Annotated in this window: 21 protein-coding genes and 1 tRNA gene; 9 read left to right on the top strand and 13 right to left on the bottom strand. The window is 63.3% G+C overall.

Annotation, left to right across the window (positions count from 1 at the left end):
• Positions 1-6: 6 nt before the first annotated feature.
• From AXF13_RS10205 to AXF13_RS10190, 4 genes are all read right to left on the bottom strand, one after another.
• Entirely contained in the window at positions 7-2,406 is a 2,400-nt protein-coding gene (locus AXF13_RS10205; protein WP_062253033.1) for an N-acetylmuramoyl-L-alanine amidase, read from the bottom strand.
• A 239-nt stretch (positions 2,407-2,645) separates the two neighbouring features.
• Positions 2,646-5,429 (bottom strand): outer membrane protein assembly factor BamA, encoded by a 2,784-nt coding sequence (gene bamA, locus AXF13_RS10200; RefSeq protein WP_062253030.1) that lies wholly within the window; start codon positions 5,427-5,429, stop codon positions 2,646-2,648.
• On the bottom strand, positions 5,410-6,096 hold the full coding sequence (locus AXF13_RS10195; protein WP_062253028.1) for an ABC transporter ATP-binding protein: 687 nt from the start codon (positions 6,094-6,096) through the stop codon (positions 5,410-5,412). The genes bamA and AXF13_RS10195 overlap by 20 nt, the downstream gene beginning before the upstream one ends.
• A gap of 2 nt (positions 6,097-6,098) precedes the next feature.
• Positions 6,099-7,325 (bottom strand): lipoprotein-releasing ABC transporter permease subunit, encoded by a 1,227-nt coding sequence (locus AXF13_RS10190; RefSeq protein ID WP_062253026.1) that lies wholly within the window; start codon positions 7,323-7,325, stop codon positions 6,099-6,101.
• Between the two features lie 604 nt (positions 7,326-7,929).
• Here AXF13_RS10190 and AXF13_RS10185 point away from each other — a divergent pair.
• A complete protein-coding gene (locus AXF13_RS10185; protein ID WP_062253024.1) occupies positions 7,930-10,332 on the top strand; it encodes an autotransporter family protein in 2,403 nt (800 codons plus the stop codon).
• A gap of 389 nt (positions 10,333-10,721) precedes the next feature.
• On the opposite strand, the gene lysS is transcribed toward AXF13_RS10185, so the two are convergent.
• A complete protein-coding gene (lysS, locus tag AXF13_RS10180; protein ID WP_417926378.1) occupies positions 10,722-12,305 on the bottom strand; it encodes a lysine--tRNA ligase in 1,584 nt (527 codons plus the stop codon).
• Positions 12,306-12,566: 261 nt separating this feature from the next.
• Here lysS and AXF13_RS10175 point away from each other — a divergent pair, with 261 nt between their 5' ends.
• The 3 genes from AXF13_RS10175 (at position 12,567) to AXF13_RS10165 (ending at position 15,467) form a co-directional block, all read left to right on the top strand.
• Positions 12,567-13,130 (top strand): glycine cleavage system transcriptional repressor, encoded by a 564-nt coding sequence (locus AXF13_RS10175; RefSeq protein WP_008685878.1) that lies wholly within the window; start codon positions 12,567-12,569, stop codon positions 13,128-13,130.
• Between the two features lie 105 nt (positions 13,131-13,235).
• Positions 13,236-14,621: a PFL family protein gene (locus AXF13_RS10170; RefSeq protein WP_008685875.1), complete on the top strand. Its 1,386-nt coding sequence runs from the start codon at positions 13,236-13,238 to the stop codon at positions 14,619-14,621.
• 141 nt (positions 14,622-14,762) lie between these two features.
• Positions 14,763-15,467 (top strand): DNA-3-methyladenine glycosylase family protein, encoded by a 705-nt coding sequence (locus tag AXF13_RS10165; RefSeq protein WP_062253022.1) that lies wholly within the window; start codon positions 14,763-14,765, stop codon positions 15,465-15,467.
• 47 nt (positions 15,468-15,514) lie between these two features.
• Here AXF13_RS10165 and AXF13_RS10160 read toward each other — a convergent pair whose 3' ends face one another.
• From AXF13_RS10160 to AXF13_RS10140, 5 genes are all read right to left on the bottom strand, one after another.
• Positions 15,515-16,018: a GlcG/HbpS family heme-binding protein gene (locus AXF13_RS10160; RefSeq protein ID WP_008685871.1), complete on the bottom strand. Its 504-nt coding sequence runs from the start codon at positions 16,016-16,018 to the stop codon at positions 15,515-15,517.
• A gap of 108 nt (positions 16,019-16,126) precedes the next feature.
• Positions 16,127-16,906, bottom strand: coding sequence for a sulfite exporter TauE/SafE family protein (locus AXF13_RS10155; protein WP_062253020.1), 780 nt, complete (start codon positions 16,904-16,906; stop codon positions 16,127-16,129).
• 6 nt (positions 16,907-16,912) lie between these two features.
• Positions 16,913-17,260 (bottom strand): DMT family protein, encoded by a 348-nt coding sequence (locus AXF13_RS10150; RefSeq protein WP_062253019.1) that lies wholly within the window; start codon positions 17,258-17,260, stop codon positions 16,913-16,915.
• Positions 17,261-17,442: 182 nt separating this feature from the next.
• Positions 17,443-17,518, bottom strand: a tRNA-Thr gene (locus tag AXF13_RS10145).
• Between the two features lie 25 nt (positions 17,519-17,543).
• Positions 17,544-18,506 (bottom strand): LysR family transcriptional regulator, encoded by a 963-nt coding sequence (locus AXF13_RS10140; protein ID WP_062253017.1) that lies wholly within the window; start codon positions 18,504-18,506, stop codon positions 17,544-17,546.
• Positions 18,507-18,609: 103 nt separating this feature from the next.
• Between AXF13_RS10140 and eamB the strand changes: the two genes are divergently transcribed.
• Positions 18,610-19,206: a cysteine/O-acetylserine transporter gene (eamB, locus tag AXF13_RS10135; RefSeq protein WP_062254834.1), complete on the top strand. Its 597-nt coding sequence runs from the start codon at positions 18,610-18,612 to the stop codon at positions 19,204-19,206.
• A gap of 13 nt (positions 19,207-19,219) precedes the next feature.
• Here the strand turns inward: eamB and yjgA are convergent, their stop codons facing one another.
• The 3 genes from yjgA to AXF13_RS16110 are packed head-to-tail and all read right to left on the bottom strand — an operon-like array spanning position 19,220 to position 21,514.
• Positions 19,220-19,819, bottom strand: a complete 600-nt coding sequence (gene yjgA / locus AXF13_RS10130) for a ribosome biogenesis factor YjgA (protein ID WP_083522065.1) — start codon at positions 19,817-19,819, stop codon at positions 19,220-19,222.
• Positions 19,820-19,830: 11 nt separating this feature from the next.
• A complete protein-coding gene (locus AXF13_RS10125; RefSeq protein WP_062253016.1) occupies positions 19,831-20,694 on the bottom strand; it encodes a 4-hydroxybenzoate octaprenyltransferase in 864 nt (287 codons plus the stop codon).
• A 4-nt stretch (positions 20,695-20,698) separates the two neighbouring features.
• On the bottom strand, positions 20,699-21,514 hold the full coding sequence (locus AXF13_RS16110; protein WP_083522064.1) for a MogA/MoaB family molybdenum cofactor biosynthesis protein: 816 nt from the start codon (positions 21,512-21,514) through the stop codon (positions 20,699-20,701).
• Between the two features lie 587 nt (positions 21,515-22,101).
• Between AXF13_RS16110 and queF the strand changes: the two genes are divergently transcribed.
• Genes queF through ftsY form a run of 4 tightly spaced genes read left to right on the top strand, consistent with a single transcriptional unit; the run spans position 22,102 to position 26,993 of the window.
• Positions 22,102-22,602 carry a preQ(1) synthase gene (gene queF, locus AXF13_RS10115; RefSeq protein ID WP_062253014.1) on the top strand — a complete coding sequence of 167 codons (501 nt, stop codon included), beginning with the start codon at positions 22,102-22,104 and terminating at the stop codon, positions 22,600-22,602.
• Positions 22,603-22,632: 30 nt separating this feature from the next.
• Positions 22,633-24,354, top strand: a complete 1,722-nt coding sequence (locus tag AXF13_RS10110; RefSeq protein ID WP_062253013.1) for a lipid II flippase MurJ — start codon at positions 22,633-22,635, stop codon at positions 24,352-24,354.
• A 42-nt stretch (positions 24,355-24,396) separates the two neighbouring features.
• Entirely contained in the window at positions 24,397-25,440 is a 1,044-nt protein-coding gene (locus AXF13_RS10105) for a hypothetical protein (RefSeq protein ID WP_062253011.1), read from the top strand.
• 53 nt (positions 25,441-25,493) lie between these two features.
• Entirely contained in the window at positions 25,494-26,993 is a 1,500-nt protein-coding gene (gene ftsY / locus AXF13_RS10100; RefSeq protein ID WP_062253010.1) for a signal recognition particle-docking protein FtsY, read from the top strand.
• Positions 26,994-26,998: the final 5 nt, after the last annotated feature.

Here is a 26,998-nt window from a genome sequence, read left to right as displayed (position 1 = left end):
CGGACTTCACATAGCACCGGGGCCGTTGGGCGTCAAGGAATTCTGCGCGGTCTGGCGTTTGAGAAGGCGATCTTTGTAGGCCAGGATACCCTCGGCCAGCCCTTCGGCCAGGGCGTGACGATATTTAGGGTCAGCCAGGTTGCGGGCCTCGGCCGGATTGGTGCAGTAACCCAGCTCCACCAGCACGGCGGGCATTTGCGCGCCGAGCAGCACGTGGAAGGGCGCGGCCTTGACGCCGTTGTTCCTGACCGTGAATTCCCGCCGTTTCAGGCGGAACATGGACAGGCGCTGGATGTCCCCGGCCAGGCGACGTGACTCCTCCACCCGGGCGTTGAGCATGACGTCGGCCAGCATGTTCTGCATGTCGCCGAGGCGATGATCGCTGCCCGCGTTTTCCAGCGCGGCCACCCGCGCGGCCTGCGGATTGCTGGCCAGGTCCAGATAATAGGTTTCCATGCCGCTGACCCGTGGATCTTCGCTGGCATTGACATGCACCGAGACAAAAAGGTCGGCGCGCGCCGCATTGGCCCTGCGCGTACGCTCGCTCAGGGAGACTGCCGTGTCGCGGGTACGGCTGTAGACGACTTCCAGGCCGTTGGCCTCCAGCAGACGGCCCAGACTCATGGCTACGTCCAAGGTAATCAGGCGTTCCAGCACCTTGTTGTGGCTGGTGCCCGGATCCCGGCCGCCGTGTCCGGCGTCGATGAACACCGTATGCACGGTCAGGCCGAGCTGGCTGGCCATGTCGCTGACCTGACGGCTCTTGACGCCGGTTTTGGACGCGCGCGGCGCGGGCGCGTCTTCCTCGCCGGCGGCAAAGGCCGCCGCCGCACCGGCCTTGCGCGGCAGAGGGGTCTTGCCCGCAGCCACGCTGAGCACGATGCGGCACGGGTCGTCCTCTATGCGTGCATCGAAACGCCGCACCTCGCGGAAATCGAACTGAAGGCTGGCCCCGCCTTCCTTGCGCTCGCGCACGCGCACGGCCTGCAAAAGGCTGCCGCGCACCGTGACGCCCTTGCGTACGTCACTGACCACGGCGGCATTCTCCAGATCCAGATACAGCCGGGCCGGAGCGCCTTTCTGGGCCTTGACCAGACGCGTGGAATAGCGCGTGGGGCCGCTCATTTCCAGAACGATTTCCACGCTGTTTTTGTTCAGGGAATCCCAGGAAAGTACCTGCACTTCCGGCGTCTCAGGCCGGGACGCGGCCTTTGAGGCGGAATCCGCGCGCCCTGCACCCGCTCCGGCCCCTGTATTCTCGGCGTCCGCCAGAGTGCCCCTCCACTGGGCCCGCAGTCTGCGGGCCTCCGCGGCCATGTCGCCGCGCGGGTAATTGGCGGCGATTTCGTCCAGCAGGGCGAGACCTTCACTGGTTTTGCCCAGGCGCGTGCTCTGGATTCGGGCCGCGCACAGCAAGGCGTCGTCGGCCAGCGCACTCTTGGGAAATTCGCGGGTCAGGGACAAATAGAGTTCCAAAGCACGGCGGTAATCGCCTGACAGATGGGAACAGTCGGCCAGAGCTTCCTGGCTCGCGGCGGAACGGAACAGCGCGCCGGGCGCCACAGCCCAGTTCTTACGGCTTTCATAGATGTGCTGGAACTCGGCCTGCAGTTCTTCCCAGGGCTGACGCCAGCAGGATTTGACCTTGTCCGCCCGGAGGGCTTCCATGCGGGCCTTGGCCGCGCGATAGCGGGGCAACAACTGGCCTTCCGGAACAGCTGGCTGGACAGAAACCTGCGGGGAGGAAGGTTTTTCCGGCGCGGCAGGCTGGTCCTCCACCGCTTCCTTCCTGTCCGCAGCCGCCACCTGGCGGGCCTCCGGCGCGGTGCGGCCGCTGGCCGAGGCCTTGAGGGCCTTTTCCAGAGCCAGGGCTTCGGGCAGCATATCTCCCTTTGGGTACTGGCTCTTGATCCGGGTCAGCAAAGCCAGCGCGCCCTTGTCGTCCTTGAGCCAGGCCGCGCGCATCCGCGCCGCGCGGAACAGGGCGTCGTCGGCCAGGCGGCTATCGGCATGGCGCAGGGCCAGGGATTCATAACATTCTATGGCCTTGCGGGCGTCCGCTTTGGCGAAGGAGCGTTTTGCCAGCTCCTCCAGGCTTTCGGCGGCCCGGAACAACGCGGCCGGGCGGTTGGGCCAAGCCGGATCCGTATCGTAAATGGCCCGGAATTCCGTAGCCAGTTTCTCCCACGGTTCTCGCAGATTGCCTTTCTTGTCGTCCAGTTTGAGATTGGCAATATCCGCCTTGGCGGCGGCATAGCGTTTTTCCGTGGGCGGCAGCGCACTGTACCCGGCATCATAGCAACAGATGACCAGCAGACAGAGCGCCAGCAAAAAGGCCAGCGGCGGCGCGAGCCGCCTGACCAGGGCTTTGTCCGTCTGTTTATGTTGCTTACTTTTTCCGGCCACTGTTTTTTTCCGTTCCCTGAGAGAGTGCGCTGTTGTCCGTCGGTTTTCCGACACCGGCGTAAGCCGGACTGTTTATATTATCGGCCGCCCGGCGTCAGTCTTAAGGGCTTGCCGGCCTGCGGCGACATGGGCGAAGCCCGCCGTTGAAAAATTATTGCAGATTTTGTGCCAATAGAAAAGCCGCCGCGAATTTCGCGGCGGCTTTTCAGACCATATATTTCGAACAAGCGCAAAATGCTCTAGAAGAACTGGCCCATGCTGAACTCAAGCCTTCCCGATTCCATTTCCTTGTCGTAATCCTGCACCAGGGGGATGCCGTAGGCGATGCGCAGATCGCCCATGGGCGAACGCCAGCGCAGTTCCAGACCGGCGGAGGCCACCAGATATTTGTCCAGGTCGTTGCCCATGGTCTTCTGGTCGATGTTGAAGCCGCCGTCAAAGAAGGGCACCAAGGCCAGGCCCATATCCTTCTGGAAGGTCCAGATATATTCCACATTCAACACGCCCATGCGGTCGCCGCCGATCTGCTCGCCATTGTACTTGTAGTCGCGGGGCGAAAGGTCGGAGTAGGAATAGCCGCGGATGGTGTCCATGCCACCCAGCCAGAAGCGTTCAAACACGGGCACCGGGTCGTCGGTGTTCTGGAACACGCCGCCCAGACGGGTGCGCACATGGAAGGTGTTCTGGGGATTGAAAGACCAGAAGCCCTGCCAGTCGGCCACGGCCTTGACGAAGTTGTCCGTGCCGCCCAGGCCGCCGCCGCCGTATTCCGCCCAGAGGCGGGTGATGGTGCCCTTGGTGGGGCGGTCCTTGGCGTCGGTGGTGTCGCGCAGGATGCGGCCGGAAAGGGCGCTGGTCCAGTTCACGCCCTTGTAGTCGCTGATATACGGCGAGGCGTCGCTGTGCACGTCATACAGCTCGTAGCGCTCCAGGCGGTAGGCCAGGCCCACGGAGGTGTATTCGCCGATGGGATAGGAGGCCCGGATGGTGTCACCGACAGTGTCCTTGGTGAAGTCGTCCCAGTAATCGTGCGTGTAATAGAGGTCGTTGCCCAGGGAAAGGTCCGTGTCGTAGACGCGGGGGTTGGTGAAGGACAGCATGCCCGTGGTGCGCCGCCAGGAGAAGAAACCCTGCAACTGGAGCCAGTAGCCCCGGCCGAAGAGATTGCGCTCCATGATGGAGGCGGTGACGCCCACGTCATAATAGGTCGAGTAGCCGATGCCGCCCATGATGGCGCCGGTGTTGGTTTCCTTGACCTTGACCTTGAGGTCCACCTCATCCTCATTGCCTGTGGGAATCAGCTCCGTGTCCACGGCGGAGAAGTAACGCAGGCGGTTCAGGCGTTCGCTGGAGCGGCGCAGTTTGGCGCCTTCGTACATATCGCCGTCGCCCAGGCGCATTTCGCGCAGAATGACGTTGTCGCGGGTCTTGGTGTTGCCTTCCACCGTGAGGCGGCGGATGAAGACCTTCTGTTTTTTGTTGATCAGATAGCCCACGTCCACCTGGGCGCTGCCGTCGTCGGCCTTCATCAGCTTGGTGTCCACTTCTGCGAAGGCGTAGCCGTAGTCGGCGTAGTAGTCCGTCAGGCGCTTGGAGTCTTCCTGCATGACCGTCAGGGAGAAGTATTTGTTGGACTTCTCCCAATCGTCCATCTGCACCACCTTGAGCATGTTGTCTTCGCTGTCGATGACGTCGCCGGCGAATTTCACGTTACGCACGGTATAGCGAGGGCCCTCGTGCACGGTGAAGGTGATGTAGATGCCGTCGGGCTTATAGTCCACCTGCGGCGCGGAAACCTGCATGTCGATGAAGCCTTCGTTCAGGCCGTAGGCGGCAATGGCGTTGGTGTCGCGCTCCAGGTATTCATCCTTGAGCACGCCGCTGCCCGTGAACCAGGAGAAGATGTTGCGGGGCTTGAGCGCCATGTACTTGTCCATGTCGCCCTGCTTGAGTTCCTTGAGGCCCTCGATCTTCACTTCCTTGATATAGAGCTTGTTGCCCTCGTCCACGGAGATGACCAGCACCGCGCCCCGGCCGCCCTGCCGGTCTTCCAGGCGATAGGTGGCCTTGGCCAGGTAATAGCCTTCCTTGCGGTAGAGTTCGGTGATTTTCTGCAAATCGTCGGAAAGCATCTGCTCGTTGAGCACGCTGCCGGACTTGGTGCCCATGGCGGCCAGCACATCTTCCTGGTCGATATCCTTGGAGCCTTCCACCACGATATTATCGATGCGCGGCTTTTCCACCACGGTGAAAACCAGGACGCTGCCTTCCATGGAGGCCTGCACATCGCTGAAATAGCCCATGTCCCAGATGCGTTTGACTTCTTCGTTGATGGCGTTGGCGTCCGGCTTGTCGCCCTTGCGGATGGTCAGGCGCATGAGCACGGTGTCCGGGTCCATGATCTTCATGCCGCGCACCTGCACGTCGGCCAGGCCGTCGCCGGCGGCCGCCGGGGAGTGCATGGGCACGAAGCCGGGGCCGTTGTCGGCCTGCGGGGCCGGAGCGGCGGGCGCGGCGGGCGCGGCGGCGCCCAGCATGTCCGAAGCGCGCCCGGCCACGGCCGTGGCGCACTCGCTCAGAGCCACCAGGGAATTGCGCTCAAAACCGGCGGGCACGGCTTCGCCCTGCTCCACGGGCACCAAGCGGGTGTCCATGGTGAAGCCGTCGCCCAATTGATTGAAGCTGCCGTAAATGACCAGTTTGGCGCCGGCTTGGCGCCCAAGGCGACGGGCCGTGGCCAGATCGATGCTGTTGTCGCCGCTGCGTTCGAACAGGGCGCGGGCCCGGTTCATGGGCACGGCCTTGAGGCCGTTCTGTTCCAGCTGGCTGACGATGAGCTGCGGCACATCGCGGGAGGCATCGGGCATGTCCGGCCCGGCATTGACCTGGAAGGGCAGCACCAGAACCAGGGGCTGCCCGGCCTTGGCCGCCATGGCATTCTGGGCGGACAGCGCCTGTAAGGCGCAGGCCAGGGCGGCAAGGCACACGGCCCTGAACAGCACACTATGCAAAAGACTTCTCATACAGAGCCCCCGCTCTAAGTTCCAGGCCGCGGTCCATTCTGGCGGCCAATTCCAGATTATGCGTCACCACTATCAGGGTCATGCCCAGTTCGCGGTTGAGTTCCTGCAGCAGATCCCCCACCTGGGCGCCGCTGATTTCATCCAGATTGCCGGTAGGTTCGTCGGCCAGAAGGACGCGCGGCCGCAACAGGACCGCGCGGGCGATGGCTACCCGTTGGCGCTCGCCGCCTGACAGGGTGGCAATCTTGCTGTCCGCGCGGGCGGCCAAGCCTACCCGCTCCAGCATGGCGCGGGCTTCGAGCAATACGGCGGTCCGGCGCGCGCCGCCGATGAGGGCGGGCATGGACACGTTTTCCAGTGCCGAAAATTCCGGCAGGAGATGATGGAACTGAAAAACAAAGCCCAAGGTTTTATTGCGGAAAGCTGCTTTCCGGTCCGGGCTCATCAGGGCCATATCCCGGCCGTCAAAGGCCACGACGCCCGTGCTTGGAGTATCAAGAGCCCCCATAAGATGCAAGAGGGTGGACTTGCCGGAACCGGAAGCCCCCACAATGGCCAGGGCTTCGCCTTCTTCCACAATCAAATTGATATTCTTGAAAATTTCAAGATTTTCTCCAGGCCCGGAAAACTTTTTTCCCACGTCAGAAAATTTGTAGAGCTCGGACATGATTATTCGTAGCGCAGGGCTTCGGCCGGTTCGAGGCGGGCGGCCTGGCGCGCCGGATAAAGAGTGGCCAGAAAACAGAGCAGCATGGCGCTGGCCCCTACGATGAGCACATCGGAAACCGTGATGATGATGGGCAGATGGTCCAGGGTGTAGACGTTTTCAGGCAGTTTGATGAACTGGTAGCGCTTGAGCAGCCAGCCCAGACTCAGGCCGAAAACATAGCCCAGCAGCGTGCCGATGACGCCGATGATAGTGCCCTGAAGCATGAAGATGCGGCGGATCATGCCGCGCGTGGCCCCCATGGACATCATGATGGCGATGTCGCGGGTTTTTTCCATGACCAGCATGACCAGGGTGGTGACGATGGAGAAAGAGCCGATCAACACCACCATGGCCAGCAGAATGAACATGCCGACCTTTTCGAGCTTGAGGGCCGCGAAGAGGTTGGCGTTCATTTCCATCCAGGTGCGCACGTAGAAAGGCGAACCCAGTTCCGTGGACAGGCGCGCGGCGACCTGATCGGCCTTGAAGACGTCCCTGACCGTGATTTCAATGCCCGAGAGAAAGCCCGGCGGCAGGCCCAGCACGTCGCGGGCGGCGTTCAGGGTGACGAAAGCCAGGGAGGAATCGTACTCGAACATGCCGGTCTTGAAGATGCCCACGACTTCAAAAGGCCGGATGCGCGGGGAATAGCCGGAGGCGGTCTTCTGGCCTGAAGGGGAGAGCAGGTTGACCCGGCTGCCTACGGCCAAGCCCAGGCGGCGGGCCAGCTCCTCGCCGATGATGATGCCCGGCGTACCCTCTTTTTGCAGATCATCCGGCGAACCGGAACGCATCTGGTGCAGCAGGGAGAGCACCTCGGGCGCGCTGGCCGGGTCGATGCCGCGCAGCACCACGCCCTTGACGCCGCCGCCCGCGGAAAGCATCACTTCGGTGTAAATAAAGGGCGTTGCGCCGGTGACGCCGTCCACCGAGCGGATGCGTTGGGTCAGGTCCTGGTCGTGCTCAAAAGCCGAGGGCACATAGGACATGACAATGGCGTGGGCGTTGGCGCCCAAGATCTTGTCGCGCATGTCCGTGGTCAGGCCGTTGTACACGCCCAGAACCACCACCAGCGCGCCCACGCCGATAGCCACTCCCAGAATGGACATCAGGGAGATGATGTAGATAAAAGTCTGCTTGCGCCGTGAAAAGAGGTAGCGCAAGGCCACAAAGAGTTCGAAGGACATTTGCGGCATTCTGGCCCAGCTTGGCCTGAGATTCAAGACTTTTTTTAGAGCAACGTACCTTTGCAACGGTACCAGAGCGTTGACAAGGTCAACGCGACCAAAAATCAGGAGCAGGTCACGGCTTTGTCGTGCCGTACAGCGACTGATTTTTGTGTCGTCAAGCGGGATCAGACCATTGACAAACCCTCGTTTTTTGTGACGAGGGTTTGTCAATTTTCAGGCCGCAGGAGCGAAAGGAATCCGCCCGGGGGCGTCACTTCGGACGTAAAAAACAAGAAAAATGAGTTGGTTGACTGCATTTCCGGCTGATGGCTGGACTGTCTGTACGCATACTCAGGCGATATGTCTACAGTTCATCAACAGATGGACTGTCAATGAATATTTAGATGATGATACTTCCAGCAGCTTAAATTTGCAATATCATATTGCTAATAAAAATTTCACAGTTTTTTACTTTAAAAAAATATTCATTATTCCATCAAGATAGCTCTCCCGCAAATTCTCGAAGCCCAGCCGGAAACCGACAGTCCATCTGTCGGCGAAGGAAGGGAGCATTGGGCTCCGTAGGAATTTTTGAGGAGCGGAGGCTCCTGGGAGGTATGTTATGCTTACGAAGGGCGCTATCGGGAATCTTGTCAATAAGTATCGGGCGGTACTCAAAAAATGCGGCCTGCTCAACGTCTTCGGCTCTCTGGCCGTCGTCGGGGCGCTGGTTCCGGGCGGCGCGGGCCTGGCGGCTGCTGCGAACTGGAACGATGACGAAGTGGTCATCAGCGGCCCTGAAACCTACACAGCTACGAACCATAAGACGTCGCCGACCGACGTCGGGGGACAGAATGCGCAATACCTTGAGGCGAAAAAGGTTATTATTCGCGGCGGGTCGCTGACCATCAGCGATGGCGGACGCCTGACCCATTACGTGTATTCGGGAAACCCCGTTTTCCAGGGCATGGACTTCAGGATGGAAAGCGGTTCGCTGAACATCGACGGCAGTCAGGGGCTCGCCACCGTTGACGCCAATACCGTCACCATCAATGGCGGCACGCTGACGTTGACCGGCAAGAGCGATACGGCCGCCTCGGCCTACATCGGCGGCTATAAGGGCATGATCGTCAACGACGGTGCCATCGTGATGAACGACAACAGCCAGTTGTTCGGCGGTTCCGTCATCGGCGCGCAGTTCAAAGGCGGCACAGTCACCATGAACGGCAGCAACGGCAAGGCCGCGCATATTCAGTTCGGCGGCATGGGAGCCAACAGCATTGAAGGCAATGCCGTCATCAACGTTACCGGCTACGGCCTCATCACAACCGGCGATAATGTGAATATGGCGGGCGGCGCGCTGAACATCGCGGAAGCGGGCAATCTCACGCTGGGCAACGGCACGGATGCCGCGAAACTGACCCAGAACGGCGGCACTGTGACCAATGCGGGCAAGCTGGTTCTGGCCCAAAATTCGACCATGGCCGTCAATGACGGCGGAACCCTGGCCGTGGCGGACAGCGGAAAAATCACTACCACAGCAAGTTACGCGCTGACCTTCAATTCCGGCTCCCTGTTTAACGTCAGCGCCCGGTCCGCCGGGGACGGCACGGGCGTGATTCAGGGCAACGGCAGCGTCACTGTGAATGACGGCGCGAAACTGCGCATCAGCGGGGCCAAAGCGAATCAACAGTACACCGTCACGAAGGGCGTTACCGTCACCCAGACGGGCAACCAGGATGGCTGGAGCGGCGATAATCTGCTCAGCAGCACGTCATTCCTCGGTTTCAGCTTTGATGCCATCACCGGCGAGGTCACGACCCGGGCCAAATCCGCCGCCGAGGCGCTGCCCACGCTGGACGGCGAGCTGGGCAGACTGGCCGTGGGCATGTACGCGGCCGGGCGCAACGACTATTTTGCGGCCGAACGCGGCCGCCGCTTCCTATCGCGCGCTACGGACAATAATTATATCACGGACGCCAAGCAGGCCGCCGTGACCATTGAAAGCGCGGCGCGCATGGCGCTTGTCGGCGCGGTGCCGCAGATGACCATGGCGGCCAGCAACGCGGCGGGCAATGCCGTGACCCAGCGTACCAGCCTGGCCCAGCCCGGAGGCAACGCCATACAGAGCATGGCTATGGACGGTTCCGTGTCCGGCGCTTCCGCCGGTGACGCTTCCAAGACCGGCTTCGCCATGTGGATCATGCCCCTGTACCAGAGCTCCAACGGCTGGGGTCTGGAAGGCGGCGGCTTTAATCTGGACTACAGCGGCGGCCTGGGCGGCGTGGCCATCGGCGCTGACTATACCTTTGACAACGCCATCCGCGCGGGCATCACCTTCAATATCGGCGGCGGCTATGCCACTGGCTCCGGCGACTTCAACGAAACCACCAACAATATGAACTTCTGGGGCCTGGGCGCGTATCTGGGCTGGGCACAGAACAACTTCGGCGTGACCGCCGACGTGAACTACACCTCCACCTACAACAAGCTGGAGCAGGATCTGCCCGCCGGGATGCGGATGGGCAAGCTCAAGAGCGACGTGACGGCCTATGCCATCAGCGCGGGCCTGCGCGGCGAGTACAAGCTGGAAACCCAGTATCTGGACATCATCCCGCATGTGGGCGTGCGCTACATGAGCCTGAACACCGACGAATACGACGTAAAGAGCGGCGGCACGCTGCTCAAGGGCGACGGCATCAGTCAGAACATCTGGACCTTCCCGGTGGGCGTGGCCTTCTCCAAGCAGATTGCCACGGGCAACGGCTGGCACGTCAAGCCCTGCCTGGATCTGGCCGTGATTCCGGCGTCCGGGGACATCAAGGCCCGCAGCGACGTGCGCTTCACCGGCGTGAACGGCACGGCGGAACTGGATACCCAGACCATGGATTATATCTCCTACATGGGTCAGGCCGGTCTGGAATTCGGCAACGACAACGTCAGCTTCGGCGTGAACTACAATGTGCAGGCAGGAGCCCACAGCACGGCGCACGGCGTGTTCGGCACCTTCCGCTATGAGTTCTAGCCCGAAAGGCTGATTGTATCCGCATCAACGCGGCGGCTCCGTAACGTGCGGAACCGCCGCGTCCGGACAGCCGTCCGCCGCTACTCGCTTCCCCGGAGGACGGTTTCTCCCGAGGTCCGCGTCCTTGTCCCTTCCTGAGGGGCGCGGGCAACGGCGCGGCGGTTGCAGGCCGCCGCGCCGTTTACAGACATAAAAAAGGCCCCCGCATCCCGACAGATGCGAGGGCCTTGCTCATTCAGAGTGTTTTGCTTTTGAAACGCTCTACGTTTCAAAAGCTCATTCTGCCGAAAAACGTGGTTTTCGGCAGAATCCACGCCGCTTCGCGGCGCGCCGCACTGTGTGCGGCGTTAGAGCAATTTTAAAGTGAAATTGCTCTAATCAGCGCTTCCCTAAAACTCCGGCCGCAGCAGAGGAAAGAGAATGACCTCGCGGATGGAAGCCGAATCCGTGAGCAACATGACCAGGCGGTCGATGCCCACGCCCTGTCCCGCCGCCGGGGGCATGCCGTATTCCAGGGCGCGCAGATAGTCCTCGTCCATGCTGTGGGCTTCGTCGTCGCCGGCTTCCCGTTCGCGCACCTGCTCTTCAAAGCGCAGGCGCTGGTCCACGGGATCATTGAGCTCGGAAAAGGCGTTGGACAGCTCGCGTCCGGTAATGAACAGTTCAAAGCGGTCCGTGATTTCCGGCCGCAGGTCGTTGCGGCGGGAGAGGGGCGAGATTTCCGTGGGATAATGATAGATGAAATGCGGCTGGATCAGCTTGCCTTCCACATCCAGGTCAAAGAGCTTGGCCTGGAGTTTTTGCAGGCTTTCGCTGTCTGCGGCCTTTTCGCCGCGCTCGCGGATATAGTTGCGCACTTTGCTGTAATCATTGTAAAAATCAGGGGAATGCCCGCCGATTTCCGTAAGCGAGTCGTGGAAGCTGAGGCGCTTCCAGTGGCCGGGCGTGAGGTCGATTTCCTGGCCCTGATATGTCACCACCGTGGTGCCGCAGGCCGCCATGGCCAGATGGGCGAAGAGCTTCTCCGTGAAGTTCATGAGATCTTCAAACGTGGCGTAGGCCCAGTAGAATTCACACATGGTGAATTCCGGATTGTGGCGGGTGTCGATGCCTTCGTTGCGGAAACTGCGGTTCAGCTCAAAGACTTTTTCAAAGCCGCCCACCAGCAGGCGTTTGAGGTAGAGCTCCGGCGCGATGCGCAGAAAAAGATCCAGGTCCAGCGCGTTATGGTGGGTTTTGAACGGCTTGGCCGTGGCGCCCCCGGCCAGGGGCTGCATGATGGGGGTTTCCACCTCCATGAAGCCGTGCTCCTCCATGAAGCGGCGGAACTCGCGCACGATCAGGCTGCGCTTGGCGAAGATCTCCCGCGCGCGCGGCGTGACGATGAGGTCCACATAGCGCTGGCGGTAGCGCGTCTCCATGTCCTTGAGGCCGTGGTATTTTTCGGGCAGGGGCCGCATGGAGCGGGTGATCAGTTTGAGGCTGCGACAGGCGATGGTCAGTTCGCCGGTCTTGGTGCGGAACAAGTGGCCGGAAACGCCCACAATGTCGCCCACGTCCAGCTTCTTGACGATCTTGTAAGTCTCTTCGTCCAGATGCTCGCGCGAGGCATAGCACTGGATGCGGCCGCTTTGGTCCATGAGGTGGAAGAAGGCCACCTTGCCGAAGGAGCGCAAAGAGACGATGCGCCCGGCAATGGCAAAGACGTCTTCCTGTTTTTCCAGGTCGTCGCCTTCCAGGCCGCCGAACTTTTCCAGCACCCAGGAAACGGCATGGTCTTTGTGGAAATCATTGGGAAAAAGGGGCACGCCCGCGTCCAGCAGGTCACAGGCTTTGCTGACCCGGTTTTTGATGACCTCGTTGAGATCATCGCGCGCGGCGAAACTTTCCAGCATGGGCATGAAGTAGGCCGCATGCGAAGACTTGGTGCCCAGTTTGACAACAGGCTTTTTCTTCTTTTCCCGGTTTTCCACTGAATTCCCCCGCTCTGGCCCTGCCTTGACGATCCGCGAGGCCAGGCCCCGCGCCGTCATGTTCGTCACTGTTCAGGAAAGGAGCGTTACGGTATGCCATTCAGCCGGGAGCGTCAAGATTGTCCGGCCGTCCGGGGCGACCGTGCCGCGGGCGGGAAGGCCTTTCCGGGCTTGAACTGTGCCCGTGTTTGCGTGTATAAGTGCGCTTTCCGCCGGAGGCGCGATTTCCAGGGCAACCGGCGCTTTTCCAAGGACAGTGTCATGCAGAAATACACCGCCTCCTTTCTCGGCCGCGACTGCCCCGGCGTGGTCGCCACGGTGAGCCGCATCCTGGGTGAAACGGGCTGCAATATCGTGGAAGTGACCCAGACCATCCTTTCCGGCGAGTTCGCGGCCATTTTCGTGGTCCAGGCTCCGGAGGGCCGCAGCGCCGAGGAACTGCGCGAGCAGCTCACCGCCGGTCTGGCCGAAGCCCAGGTGGATCTCTCCGTCCTGGTGCGTCCGGCCATTGAGGGGCAGTGGGGCAAAGACCTCAAGTGCGATCCCTTTGTGGTCACCGCCGACGGTCCGGACAAGCCCGGACTCATCGCGGCCATGAGCCGCGTATTCGCCCGCCACGGCGTGAACATCGAAAGTCTCAAGGCCATCCTGGGCGAGGGCGGGGAGGATCACGCGCTCTTCGTGTTTGAGGTCATGGTGCCCGAGGATGCGGATCTGGGCCGCCTGCGCCGCGAGCTGGCCTGCGAGGGCCAGAGCCGCCATCTGCGCGTGAGCGTGCAGCACCGCGATATTTTCGAGGCCGTCCACAGAGTGAGTTCTTTTTAAGGACAGCCGCGCCCGGCTTTTTGCCGGGAAACAACATTCAGCTTTGCAGCGGCAGCCCGGTCCTCTTGCAGGGCGGCAGGCCGCGCATGGTACACAGGATACGCCATGCTTTCAGAACGCGAAGTCATCAGCACCCTGAACATGCTCCGCAACGAGCATCTGGATGTGCGCACCGTCACCCTGGGCGTGAGCCTGTTTGACTGCGTGAGCCACGATCTGGATCTCTTCACCGCCAACGTGCGGGCCAAGCTGCGCCGCTATGCCTCGCAGCTCGTGGCCGTTTGCGACGAAGTAGGCGACAAGTACGGCATCCCGGTGGTCAACAAGCGCATCAGCGTCAGCCCTATCGCCGTGGTGGGCGCGCCCTTCGGCCCGGACGGCATGGTGCGCATCTGCCGCGCCCTGGACGAGGCCGCCAAGGAAGCCGGGGTGGATTTTCTGGGCGGCTTCACGGCCCTGGTGGAAAAGGGGTTCGCCAAGGGCGACCGCGCCCTCATCGAGGCCCTGCCCGACGCTCTGGCCCAGACCGACCGCATCTGTTCCTCCATCAACGTGGCCTCCTCGCGCAGCGGCATCAATATGGACGCCGTGGCTCTGATGGGCGAGCAGATTCTCCGGGTGGCCCAGGCCACGGCCGAGCGCGGCGGCATCGGTTGCGCCAAACTGGTGGTATTTGCCAATATTCCGCAGGACGTGCCCTTCATGGCCGGGGCCTATCTGGGCGTGGGCGAGCCGGACGTGGTCATCAATGTGGGCGTTTCCGGCCCCGGCGTGGTCAAGAAGGCCATTGACCGGGCTTTGGCCGCCGGACACAACGAGCAGGGCGGCCGCCTGACCCTGCTGGATATGGCCGAGGTCATCAAGCGCACGGCTTACAAGGTAACCCGCGTGGGCGAGATGATCGGAACCGAAGTGGCCCGGCGGCTGGGCATCCCCTTCGGCGTGGCCGACCTTTCCCTGGCCCCCACCCCGGCGGTGGGCGACTCGGTGGGCGAAATTTTTCAGAGCCTGGGCCTGTCCAGCATCGGCGCGCCCGGCAGTACGGCGGTGCTCGCCATGCTCAACGACGCGGTGAAAAAGGGCGGCGCTTTTGCCTCCTCCTCGGTGGGCGGCCTGTCCGGGGCCTTTATCCCGGTATCCGAGGATTCCAGCATTGAGGCCGCGGCCATGTCCGGCCGCCTGAGCATCGAAAAGCTGGAGGCCATGACCAGCGTCTGCTCCGTGGGGCTGGACATGATCGCCATCCCCGGCGACACGCCCGCGGCCACTATCTCCGGGCTCATCGCCGATGAAATGGCTATCGGCATGATCAACCACAAGACCACGGCCGTGCGCGTGATTCCTGTGCCCGGCAAAGGCGTGGGCGACGAGGTTTCCTTCGGCGGCCTGCTGGGCAAGGCCGCCATCATTCCGGTGACGCCGGGCGACGCTTCAGGCTTCATCGGTCTGGGCGGGCGGATTCCCGCGCCCATCCACAGCCTGAAAAACTGACGTTTCGTGGGGGAGAGAAACTTTGGTGAACAAAGTTTCTCTCCCACGCGCCCTTTTTTTCTCAAACTTTACCTTTAGAGCAATTTCACTTTGAATTGCTCTGGGAGTGGACCAAGGGGAGTTGCCCCGGTCGGCATTGCCATGGCGCAGTACTTTACATACGGCGAACAGGAAATCGCCCACCTCAAGGCGCGGGACAAGCGCCTAGCCGAAATCATCGAGCTGATCGGCCCGGTGCGCCGTGAGGTCGTGCCGGACCTCTTTGAGGCTCTGATTCACGCCATTGTGGGCCAGCAGATCGCCACCAGGGCTCAGCAGACCATCTGGGCGCGCATGCGCGCGGGCCTGGGCGCGATCACGCCCGGCGTCATCCGGGGAACGTCCGAGGCTGGCTTGCAGGCTTTCGGCCTGTCTTTCCGCAAAGTGGGCTATATGAAGGCGGCCGCCGAGAGGGTGCTTTCCGGCGAATTCGATGTGGAGGCCCTGCGGACCCTGCCCGACGACGCGCTCTGCGCCGAACTGGCGCGCCTGCCCGGCGTGGGCGTCTGGACGGCCGAAATGCTGATGACTTTCTCGCTGCAGCGGCCCGACGTCATCAGTTACGGCGATCTGGCTATTCAGCGCGGCCTGCGCATGCTTTACCGCCACCGTCGTGTCGACCGCAAACTCTTCGACAAATACCGGCGGCGTTACGCGCCCCATGCCACAGTAGCCAGTCTGTACCTCTGGGCCGTGGCCGGCGGGGCCGTTCCGGGCCTCACGGATCCCGCGCCCAAAGCGACGTCCAAAGTCGCATCCCGAAGCGCGCCGCGCCGTACAACGGCACGGAAAAGCGCGTCTGAATGAGAAAGCCCGGCGCAAGCCGGGCTTTCTCATGGAATGTCAATTATCCGTTATTTGCTCTTCCCGGCCGTGGAGTCAAAGGCCGCCGCGCCTGCCTTGGCCACATTTGTGTCCTCGGCCACCGAGCCGCCGCTCACGCCGATGGCGCCCACAATGACGCCGTCCTTGATCAGCAGCTCGCCGCCGCCGAAAATGACCAGCCCGTCATTGGTGACTTCAATGCCGTACAGCTCTTTGCCGGGCTGGGAGGCCGCGCCCAACTGGGCTGTAGACATATTGAAGAAACGGGCCGTGCGGGCTTTTTTGGTGGCGACGTCGATGCTGCCCAGAAACGCGCCGTCCTCGCGCGCAAAGGCTTTGAGGTTGCCGCCCGCGTCCACCACGGCGATATTCATGGGCACGCCCTGGGCTTCGGCTTTGACCAGGGCGGCCTTGAGCACTTCCTGGGCCTGGGCCAAGGTCAGATCGCCGGGCAGTTGTTTTTGAGGACCGGCGGCCTGAACCGTGGCGGCCAGCAGAAGAAGCATCAGAGCAAGGGGAAGAATGCGACGCATAACGCTGCTCCTTGTAAAGGGTGGGGGCGGACCGCCGTGCGGCGGCTCCGCTGAAGCGGCATTATAGTAACATGCGCCGAAACGGCAAGGCAAGCTGTGGTCCCAGGCTCAACGGGCCGGAGCCAGAAAGTATTGCCAGATCAGGGTAAGCAACAGCAGGGACAGCGAGACAGTCAGGAAGCGCCGCACGGCCTTGGCGCCCACCCGGATGGCCGTGCGGCTGCCCAGCCAGTTGCCGATTACGGACCCCCCGGTCATGGCCAGGGCCAAGGGCCAGAGCACCTTGCCGTGCCAGATGAAAGCCACCACCGCGCCGAAATTGGAAGCCAGGTTGAGCACCTTGGAGGTGGCCGAGGCCTCGATGAGCCCCACACGCAGAATCCAGTGAAAGGCCAGGATCAGAAAACTGCCCGTACCCGGCCCGAAAAAGCCGTCATACGCGCCGATCAACAGGCAGACCAGGGGCACCAGCGTCCAGAAGCGCGCGCCTTCCAGCGGGCGGGGCGCGCATTCACGCTCCTTTTTGGGCAGCAGGGTGGCGCACATGCCCACAGGCAGCAGGCCCACCAGGATTTTGCCCAGAATTTCGCTGTTCACATAAAGAGCCAGGATGGAACCGGCGTAAGCCCCCAACAGGGAAAAGACCAGCCCCGCCAGGGCCAGACGCCAGAGCACCAGATGGCTGCGGGCGAAATTGCCCAGGGCCACGCTGGTGCCCACGCAGGAACTGACCTTGTTGGTACCCAGGGCCAGATGCGGCGGCACGCCGGTGAGCAGCAGGGCGGGCATGGTGATCAGGCCGCCGCCCCCGGCGATGGCGTCAATAAAGCCGCCCAGCAGGGCCGCGCCGGTGCAGATCAGGATGGTGCTCAGCGTGAGGGTGAACATGCGGCCCTACCACTCCTTGAAGATGACCCAGGCCGCCAGCACGATCAGCGCAAAGCCCAGAATATGGTTCCAGCGCAGGGATTCATGCAGCCAGAATGTTGAAAAAAGCATGAAGACGCTCAGGGAGATGACTTCCTGAATGGTTTTCAGCTCAGCGGCGGAAAAATAACCGTAACCGATGCGGTTGGCCGGTACCTGCAACAGATATTCGAAAAAGGCGATGCCCCAGCTGGTGAGGATTACCAGCGGCAGGGCCGCGCCCTTGTAACGCAGATGCCCGTACCAGGCGAAGGTCATGAAGATATTGGACAGCGTGAGCAGGCCCACGGTGACAAGGGGAACGGGAATCTGCATGGCCGCCTGCCTTGCGCGAAAAATGCCCATGGAATCATTAAGTATGCGGGCGTTACCGGCTTTTATGCCTCTCCGCCCGATGATTTTACCGCCCCAGGCGGCGCAAAGGCCCGGTTTCCACGAAACCGGGCCTTTGTCATCATAATCTGACGCCTATGCCATATAGACGCGGGTACTTTTTCTGGAGCCCTTGATCAGGATTGAACTGATGACCTCATCCTTACCAAGGATGCACTCTACCGACTGAGCTACAAGGGCGCTGTTAACGAAGATGGCTTCTATCCTATCGGCTGGCCGCCGTCAAGTCTTGCGGCGGAGTTTTTTGCATGCGGTCCGCCAGTCGGCTGTCAGGGCCCGCGCCGCCAGGCAAAACGCCGCCGATACATTCCTCTGCCAGTGTCGTGAAGAGACGCAGGGCCGGGCTCTGGGCCTTATTGACGTGACGGGCGCAGACGGCGTGCAGAGTGTGGGCCGGTTCGACAAAGGGCAGCTCGCGGAGCAGGCCTTCGCGCAATTCCCGCTCCACGCAGAAGCGGGGCAAATAGGAAACCCCCAGATCGGCGGCCACGCAGCTTTTGATGCTTTCAATACTCAGCAGCTCAATGGTTCCGTTCAGGCTGATGTTGCGGCGGCGCAGCGTGTTTTCAAAGAACAGCCGGAACATACACTGGGGTTCGTTGATAATCAGGCTGGTGGGCAACTTCTGGTCCGGGCGGGTGAAATCCATGTCCGCCGACTGCGGCGCGGCTACCAGAGCCAGGGGAAAATCCCCCAGAGATTCCTGCGCCAGCGAGGCGTCCGGTCCCTGGCTGTAAAACACCCCCACGTCCGCCGCGCCGTTGAGCAGCGCATCCCGGATCACGTAACAGTTGAGCGATTGCAGGTGCAGACGCGCTTCCGGGGCGCGGGCCCGGAAACGGCGCAGAACCTCGGGCAGCTTGCAGGCCAGCAGGGTTTCGCCCACAGCCACGCGCAGCAGGCCACGCGGCTCTTCCCGCCGGGCCGCCGCGTGCAGACCGTCCAGGGCTCTGGCCAGTTCGCGCACTTGAGGCATGAGGCCGTGGCCTGCCTCGGTGAGACGCATGCGGCGGCCCACTTTCTCGAACAATTGCAGACCCAGTTCCTGTTCCAGTTGGCGAATCTGGAAGGTGACCGTGGATTGCGCGCAGCAGAGGCGGCGCGCGGCTTTCTCGAAGCTGCCCTCGTCCACCACGGCGTTGAGGGCCTCCAGACGGCGCAGATCCATGCTCGCCTCCTTTTCATCGAATTCATCGAAGAGTAAAAGCAAAAATATTCACTATTCCGATGGAACTATCGACGCTATGCTGGGAAAAAGCAAGGAGAATGTCATGTCTTTCGTCGCCTTCTGTTCCTTCCTGAGCTACGCGCTGATCGCCGCCGTGACGCCGGGCCCCAATAACATTCTGGCTCTGAGCAGCGTCGCGGCGCACGGCCTGCGTCGCAGCGTTCCCCTGCTGGCGGGCATCAGCGCCGGTTTTCTGGCCGTCATGCTGCTCTGCGGGGGCGCGGCGCTCGTTCTGGCGCGCATGCTGCCGGGGCTGGCCGCTTGGCTGGTCTGGCCGGGCGCGCTCTATATTCTCTGGCTGGCTTGGCGGATGGCGGCGGGCGGCGTGGGAGAGGAGGGGGGCAGCGGCGCTACGGGCCGCCCGTTGGGATTCTGGAGCGGGCTTGCGCTGCAATTCGTCAATGTGAAGGTGCTGCTCTGCGGCCTCACGGCCCTGACCAGCTTTGTACTGCCGCATGCGCCGGACGGACCGCATGTACTGGGCTGCGCCCTCGTGTTCGCGGCGCTGGGCGTCGCCTGCAATCTGCTTTGGGCCGGGGCGGGCGGCCTGCTGCGGGAGACGTTCCGGCGGCACGGCCGCGCGCTCAACCTGCTGCTGGCCGGGTTGCTGGCGGCCAGCGTGCTGCAGATGTTTATGTAGATCGCGTCCCGCGTCAGGCTTTGTCCGGGGCTGGGGCCAGTGCGCGGGCCAGGGCCCGGAACAGGGCGCGGGAGGCATGCGGCGCGATTTTTGCCGTTGTTGTCGCCTGGGCGGCGCTGGCCTCCCGCGCTTCCCGGACACAGCGGCGCAGTTCCCCAGGCGCGGGCCGGTCCGCCGGAACGGCGTCAGCGTCCGGCATGGCCCGCAGCAGCGCCTCCAGCAGGCTTTCCACTTCCGTTTCGGGCGCGGCCAGGAAGCGCTCGCGCCATTGCTCCACCTGGTGGAAGCGCGCGGTGTCGGCCGCGGCCGCGTCCCGCCTGGCGTCCAGGGCCGCGCGCAGGGGCCCGGCAGCGGTTTCGCGCATCAGGCGGCCGATATACTGCATTTGTCGGCGGCGGCCCTCATGATCGCGGATGCGGGCATACAGGGTCAGGGCTTCCCTCAGATCCGGCGTCAGGTCAAGATGTCGCAGTTCCGCCGGGGACAGGCGGGTCAGTTCCTCGCCCAATGCCTGGAGGGCCAGGCTTTGGCGTTTTTTGGCCGAACGGCTGGGGGCTTCCGCATTGTCCGCATTGCCGCCAGCCTGCCACTGATAATTTTTTTTACGGGGCATGATGATTCCGGTCAGATGTAAATGCCCAGGATCACGCCGACCAGCACCACCGGCGAGATGATCCCGTTGAGCGTGAAAAAGGCGGTGTTCACATGGCGCAGATCCTGGGGGCGCATCAGCCTGTGTTCCACCAGAAGCAGAACGCCGATGCCCAGGCAAATGGCGTACCAAGGCCAGGAGAGATGGGCCGCCAAGCCTGTCAGCAGCAGGAAAATGGCGGTCATCACATGGGAGAAGGCCGCCAGGGCCAGGGCCGTGTCCGGCCCGTAGACCGAGGGCACGGAACGCAGATCGAAGGCCAGGTCGAAATCCAGGTCCTGAAAGGCGTAATAAATGTCAAAGGCGCCCACCCAGAAGGTCACGGCCAGGAAGAGCAGCACGGGCGAAAGATCCATGCCCGCGGGGTTCACGCTGATCCATCCGGCCAGCGGGGCCAGGCCCAGGGTGGCTCCCAGCCAGAAGTGGCAGAGGGCGGTGAAACGCTTGAGCAGGCTGTAGGCGGCCGCGAACAGCAGGGCCGGTACGGCCAGCCAGAAACAGAGGCTGTTCAGGCAGGCGCAGGCAATGATGAAAATCAGGGCCGTGGCCCCGCAAAAGGCCCAGGTCTGGGCGACGCTGATGTCGCCGGTGACCAGGGGGCGATCCATGGTGCGCGGATTGTCGCGGTCAAAGGGCAGATCCACCAGGCGGTTGAAGGCCATGGCAAAGGAGCGCACGGCCACCATGCCGATGGTCAGAAAAATCAGGCTGCGCAACGGCGGCAGGCCCCGCGCGGCCAGAACGGCCCCGGCCCAGGCATAGGGCAGCGCGAAGACGGAGTGCTCGATCTTGATCATCCGGCAGATGTCGGCAAACTGGCCGAAAGGCGTGCGCATGCTGTTATCCTCCACAGTCGGCGGGGTCGCCGTGCAGTTTGTCAAAGGCATGGGGGAGGGCGGGCAGCACGGCGGCCAGGTTTTCCTGCACGCCCTTGCGGCTGCCCGGCAGATTGATGATGATGCTCTGGCCCAGTACCCCGGCCACGGCGCGGGAAATGGCGGCGTGCGGCGTTTTGTCCAGGCTCGCGGCCAGCATGGCCTGGCTGAAGCCGGGCAGGGGCAGGTCCAACAGGGCCGCCGTGACCTGGGGCGTGATGTCGCGCGGGGAAAGCCCCGTGCCGCCGGTGGTACAGATCAGGTCATAGCCCTGGTTCAGGGCCAGATCCGTAAGCAGGGCACGCAATTGCGAGGCTTCATCCGGCAGCAGGAAACCCTGGCTGTGGCAGAGGGGCAGGTGCGCCGCCGCCAGATCCGCGATGGCCGGGCCGCTCAAGTCCTCGCGCATGCCCTGGGAACCCTTGTCCGAAAGTGTGACCCAGGCCAGGGAACGGCCTTCCTTGCGCACTTCCAGGCGTACGGCGTCGTCCAGATTGGGGAGCGGCGCGATATCCGTGAGGGCGGTAAGTATGGGACAATTGTAGGCGTGCGCATGGCGCAGCCCGGGCGGCGTGGTCAGCCAGATGCGCCCGGTGACGCAGAACAGCGCCGTCCCGTCCTCTGTATACAGGCGGGTTCCTACCCGCATCCGGGTCATGGGCCGGGGAGCGGCTTTCGTCAGGCAGTGGGCGGGCCAGACGTCCGCACCGGGCAGGGGGGCGGGAAAAAGCGGCAGCCCGTCGCCGGTCCGGCAGGGCTGTAATCGCAGGCTGAGATGCATGGGTACTCCGAAAGGGATTGCTTGCCCGGCGCTGTTGCTGAAAAAATTTCTTCGGCGGCCAAGACAGACGCATTTTTTTGCTCCGGCCGCATGCCTCGCGGACGTATGTCCTTCACAAAAAGCGTTTTTTGGGCAGGAAGGACAAAATTTTTTTCAGAGCAAATTAATTTCAGCGTCAACCTGCTCCGGAGGCAGCGCCCCGGGCAGCGCTCGAATAGAATATTGTAGCCGTAAGCGCAATGGGTTACAAGTCCGTTACGCGCCGGAGGCTTCCCGTGTTTTTTCCGGCGGGTTGCCGGAATGATGTGAGTTAGAGCCATTTCACTTTGAAATTGCTTTAACGCCGCACACGGCGCGGCGCGCCGCGAAACGGCGTGGATTCTGGCGAAAAGCACGTTTTTCGCCAGAATGTCAACTTTGAAATTTGTAAAATTTCAAAGTTAATCTGCTCTAGACGGTTGACGCATGAAATGCCTCGACTGCTCTGTAAAAATTTGCGGACAAATCCTTGCCGCGAAATGGGAGCAGGCGGCCTTTGCCGCCGTAACCGCGCATTTCATGTGTTATAATGTTCCAAGGAGTAGCGCATGCCCACCCGCAGTCAGGACCAGACCCAGAATCTGCATATCCTCGGCACGGGCCGTCTTCCGGCCTTTGAGGACGGCCCCGGCGTCGGTCTGCTGGAGTCCTTTCCCAATTGTTACCCGCAGCGGCCCTATGTGATCAGCATCAGTTTCCCCGAATTCACCTCGCTCTGCCCGGTGACCGGCCAGCCGGACTGCGGGACCATCAGTGTGGAATACGTGCCGGACAAGCTCTGCGTGGAATCCAAGAGCTTTAAACTCTATATGTTCGCCTTCCGCAATCACCAGTCCTTCATGGAGACGATCACCAACACCGTGCTGGAAGACCTGCGCGAGCTGCTCGCGCCCTGCTGGTGCCGGGTCAAAGGCCTGTTCGTGCCGCGCGGCGGCACGCGCATCCATGTTTTCGCCGAGGAGTTCAAGGAAATGCCCGAGGAGCAGGACCGGCGCGTGCGCGAGGCCGTGCGGGCCTGGCGGTCGGAGATTGATCCGCACCGGTCCTGAGGGCTCGGCGTCGGAGAAACGGATCTGAGCATGCCGGATCGCGCCTGTCCTCAACCCGCGCGGGCCGCTTCGGGCGGGATGCTGCGCACGGCGGCCCTGTTGGGCGGCTTTACCCTCGGTTCGCGTCTGCTGGGCCTGGCCAGGGATATGGGCATGGCCTGGCTGCTGGGCGGCGGGGCGGCGGCGGACGCCCTGGTGGCGGCCATGCGTCTGCCCCATGTGCTGCGCCGCCTGCTGGGTGAAGGCTCCTTGTCCATGACCCTTACCGCCGGTCTGGTGCGCCGTTCCCACGGCCCGGCGGGCGATGCGGCGGAGGAGCGGGGGCGGGCGCATGCCTTGCGTCCCCTGGCGTCGGCTCTGGCCGTGCGCCTGGGCCTGGTGCTGGTCGTGTTGACCCTGGCTGGCCTGCTGTCGGCGCCCTGGCTGGCCTCGGCGCTGGCTCCCGGCTTTTCCGGCCCGGAAGCGGCGCGGGTGACGGATCTGCTGCGGATCTGCCTGCCCTACCTGCTTACGGCGGGTATGGCCGCCTTGGGCATGGCTCTGCTGCACAGCATGGGGATTTTCTGGCTGCCCGCCCTGTCGCCCGCGCTGTTCAACCTGACCATGTTGCTGTTTACGGCCGCCGCAGCCCTTGGCGGCTGGCCGCCCGCGTCCACCCTGGCTCTGGGCATGTTCTGCGGCGGGCTGGTCCAATGGCTGGCGCAGTGGCTGGCCCTGCGCCGCCTGCTGCCGGACAAGGCGTTGCCGGAGCCGGTGCGCCCAGATCGGCCTGATCGTCCTGATTGGCCTGGCCGTCCGGATTACGACATCCGGGCGCAAGCGACGCGTGAAAATCCGGGCCGGGTTGCCTGGCGCTGCCTGGCGCAGCTGCCCGCCGGCCTGCTGGGGGCCGCCGCGCCGCAGTTGGCCATGCTGGCGGCCATGAGCCTGGCGTCGGGCCTGGGCCAGGGGCAGGTGGCGGCGCTGTATTACGCCGAGCGCCTGCTGGAACTGCCGCTGGGCCTGGTGGGCGTCTGTCTGGGCATGGCCAGCCTGCCCACCTTGAGCCGCCTTGCGGCGGAACGGAATTTTTCGGCCTTTGCCGGGCAACTGGGCACGGCCCTGCGCTGGACCCTGCTGTTCAGCCTGCCCGCCGCCGCCGGTCTCTGGGCCGTGGGTCCGGACCTGGTGGACGCCCTGCTGCGGCACGGAGCTTTTGACGACCGGGCCGCGTATGAAACCGGGCTGGCGCTCTGGGCCTATCTGCCGGGCCTGCCCGCTTTTGCGCTCAACCGCAGTTTGCTGGCGGGCTGCAACGCTCTGGCCGAAACGCGGCGCACCGCCGTCAGCGCGGGCTGGGCCGTGGCGGCGACACTTGCGGCCGGGACCGTGCTGGGCCATAGTCTTCCCGCGCTTTGGTCGTCCATGGCCCCGGCCTTGGCCGTGAGCTTGGGACTCTGGCTCCAGACCTGCCTGCTCTGGCGCGGGCTGCGCCTGGCCTTGCGACGTTGCGGGCAGGCCGCTCCGGCAGTGCCTCGGCGGGTGCTGGCGCAGCAGGCGGCGGCGGCTCTGGCCGCCGGAACTGCCGCTGCCCTGGCCGTTTGGGCGGCATCGGCCGCGCGGACGGCCGGTTGCTGGTGGGGCGGGCAGTGGAGCGCACTGGCCCTGGCTATTGCCGCCGGGCTGGCGGGATGGCTGCTCTGTCTGGCCGTCTTGGGCAATGAGGATCTGGCCGCTCTGGCGGGCCGCCTGCGCGAGCTGCGCGCAAAATGAGAAGGAGGGCGTAAGGCCGCCGGCTTTGCGCACACGAAATATATGCCCTACATTACACACGGCACGCGCCGCTGGCTGGCTTTGGCCGCCTGGGCGGCGGGACTTCTGCTTTTTCTGCTGCTCGGCCTCTGGAATCTGAACAGCAGCCGCCGGGATGCGGAAAACCGGCTCATCAGCGAGGCCGGGCGCACGGCCGCGCAACTGGCGGCCTTGCTTTCTTTGCCCGCCTGGGAGCTGGACGAGCTGACGGCCCGCACCATCGTCATGGCCGCCATGGAGGACGACAGCATTTACGCGGTCAAGGTCCAGACCAAGCGGGGCATGCTGGAAGGCCAGCGTCGCAATTATCAGTGGGAGCCCGTGCCCTGGGACGATGAAATCGCGGAAAACACCGTACAGGGCATGAATCCGCTCAAGATGGAAGGCCGGACCGTCGGCTCGGTGGAAGTATATCTCTCGCCGCGTTTGAGCGCGGAGGAGCAGGCCCTGACGGCCCGGCGCGAAGTCTGGCGGTTTGCCCTGGCGGCCCTGTTCTGGACCGGAGTGCTGCTTTTGCTGCTCTGGCACTGGGGGGATCTGGCCCGCCTGCGCCGCCTGCTGGCCCGGAAAACGGATGCGGCCCTGCCCGGACCTGATGCGTCCGCGCCGGAAAAAATCGTGCTGGGTCTGAGCGTTTCCACGGCCGAGGGCGATAACGCTCCGGACGGGCGGGAGGGCCGGACTCCACAGGCCCACGGCGCGCCCGTGTCTTGTTTTGCGCCGGTCAATCCGGCGCTGGGCCGGAGTTTCCAGCGCAAGCATGCCGACGCCTGGCAGATTACCGCCGGGCTGTTCCGCCAGTGTTTTGCCCGCGCGCCCGAACTCCTGAGCCGCCTGTACGCGGACGGCGAAACGGCGGGGCTCTGTCATCTGGGGCGCATGCTCGAACTGGCGGCCCCCTGTCTGGGCGCGACCCGCCTGGCCGAGGCGGCACGGGCCATGCAGGCGGCCCTCAATGACCCGCAGTGTGAAACCGCCGCGCTGGCCGTGGAAGAGTGCATGCGCGCCCTGGAGGATGTGCTGGCGGCGTTGGGTGGAGAGAAATAAGGGAAGCGCTGGGTAACTTTTTGCGCGGGGCTTCCACAAGCAAGGAGTGTGTCATGGGCTTTTTTTCAGCCGTCAAAAAAATCTTCGGCGGATCGCGCCAGGATGAAAATGCGCCGCAGCCTTCCGATGCCGCGGACGAGTCGCAATCTTCCGAAATTGGGGCTGAAGCGCGGCATGAGCCCGAAACAGCGCCCGCGCGTGAGCCTGGGGGCGGGGCCGCACTGCCCCAGGAAGCTGCGGCGCCTGTGAGCCCGGCCCCGGAAGTTGTTCCGGAACCCGCCCCCACTCCGTTTGAGGAAAAGGGGGTTGCGGGGGCGCCCGCTCCGGCTTCCGGCATCTCCGGGGAAGACGAGGCCCTGACCCTGCGCCTGCGCGAGGCCGAACCCCGGCTTTCAATCTGGCTGGGCATCATCCTGGAGGATGTGGACGGCGTCGGCGACCTGCTCTGGCAGCGCCTGGCATTTCTGCTGCGCTCCCTGGACGCGCCGCAGGATGAGGTTCAGGCCTTTGTGCACGATTTTCAGGACTGGCTTGAGCGCATGGAATACCGCTATGTGGAGGAATTCCGCTCGGAACTGCAATACCGCCTGGCCCTGGCCCTGGACCTGGAGGATGAGGAAGATGAGCGCAGCCGTCTTTTTCTGAAGATCAGCGAAGGGCTCTCGCGCACCCGCGAACAGTTCGCGCGTCGCCTGGACACGCTTTTCGCCGGCCACGGCGAACTGGACGAGCAGTTCTGGGAAGAGCTGGAAGAGCTCTTCATCATGGCCGACCTGGGTTACGAGCCTTCGCTGGAACTGGTGGAGCGTCTCAAGGAGCGCGCCCGGAGGGAAAAAGCCACCCGCGCCGAACAGGCCCGTGAACTGCTGCTGGCCGAACTGGAGGAGATCTTCCACGCGCCGCGCCGCATTTCGGCCGTGAATCCGCCCGAAGTGGTGCTGATGATCGGGGTCAACGGCGTGGGCAAGACCACCACCATCGCCAAGCTGGCCCATCGCGCGCGCATGCAGGGCAAGAAGGTGATGATCGCGGCCGGGGACACGTTCCGCGCGGCGGCCATTGAGCAGTTGCAGGTCTGGGCCGAGCGGGTGGGCGCTCTGTTCCATGCCCGTCCGGCGGGCTCGGACCCGGCCTCCGTGGCCTTTGAGGCTGTGGAGCGGGCCGTGCGGGAAGGTGTGGACGTGCTCTTTGTGGATACCGCCGGGCGCTTGCAGACCAAGGTCAACCTGATGGAAGAGCTGACCAAGATCCGCCAGGTGCTGGGCAAGAAGCATCCCGGCGCGCCGCACCGCAGCATTCTGGTGCTGGACGCCACCACCGGCCAGAATGCCCTTTCCCAGACCAAGCTTTTTAAGGAGGCCGCCGGTGTGGACGAGCTGATCCTGACCAAACTGGACGGCACGGCCAAGGGCGGCGTGGCTATTGCCGTGGCCATGCAGCATCATCTGCCCATCACCTTTGTGGGTCTGGGTGAAAAAATGGAGGATCTGCGCCCCTTCAACGGCGCGGATTACGCCCGCGCCCTGCTGGGTGAGCCCGCCGCCGGAAATTAACCGAA

Origin of the sequence: Desulfovibrio fairfieldensis (assembly GCF_001553605.1) — a bacterium.
GTDB lineage: Bacteria > Desulfobacterota > Desulfovibrionia > Desulfovibrionales > Desulfovibrionaceae > Desulfovibrio > Desulfovibrio fairfieldensis.
This window is presented reverse-complemented; position numbering and strand designations above follow the sequence as displayed.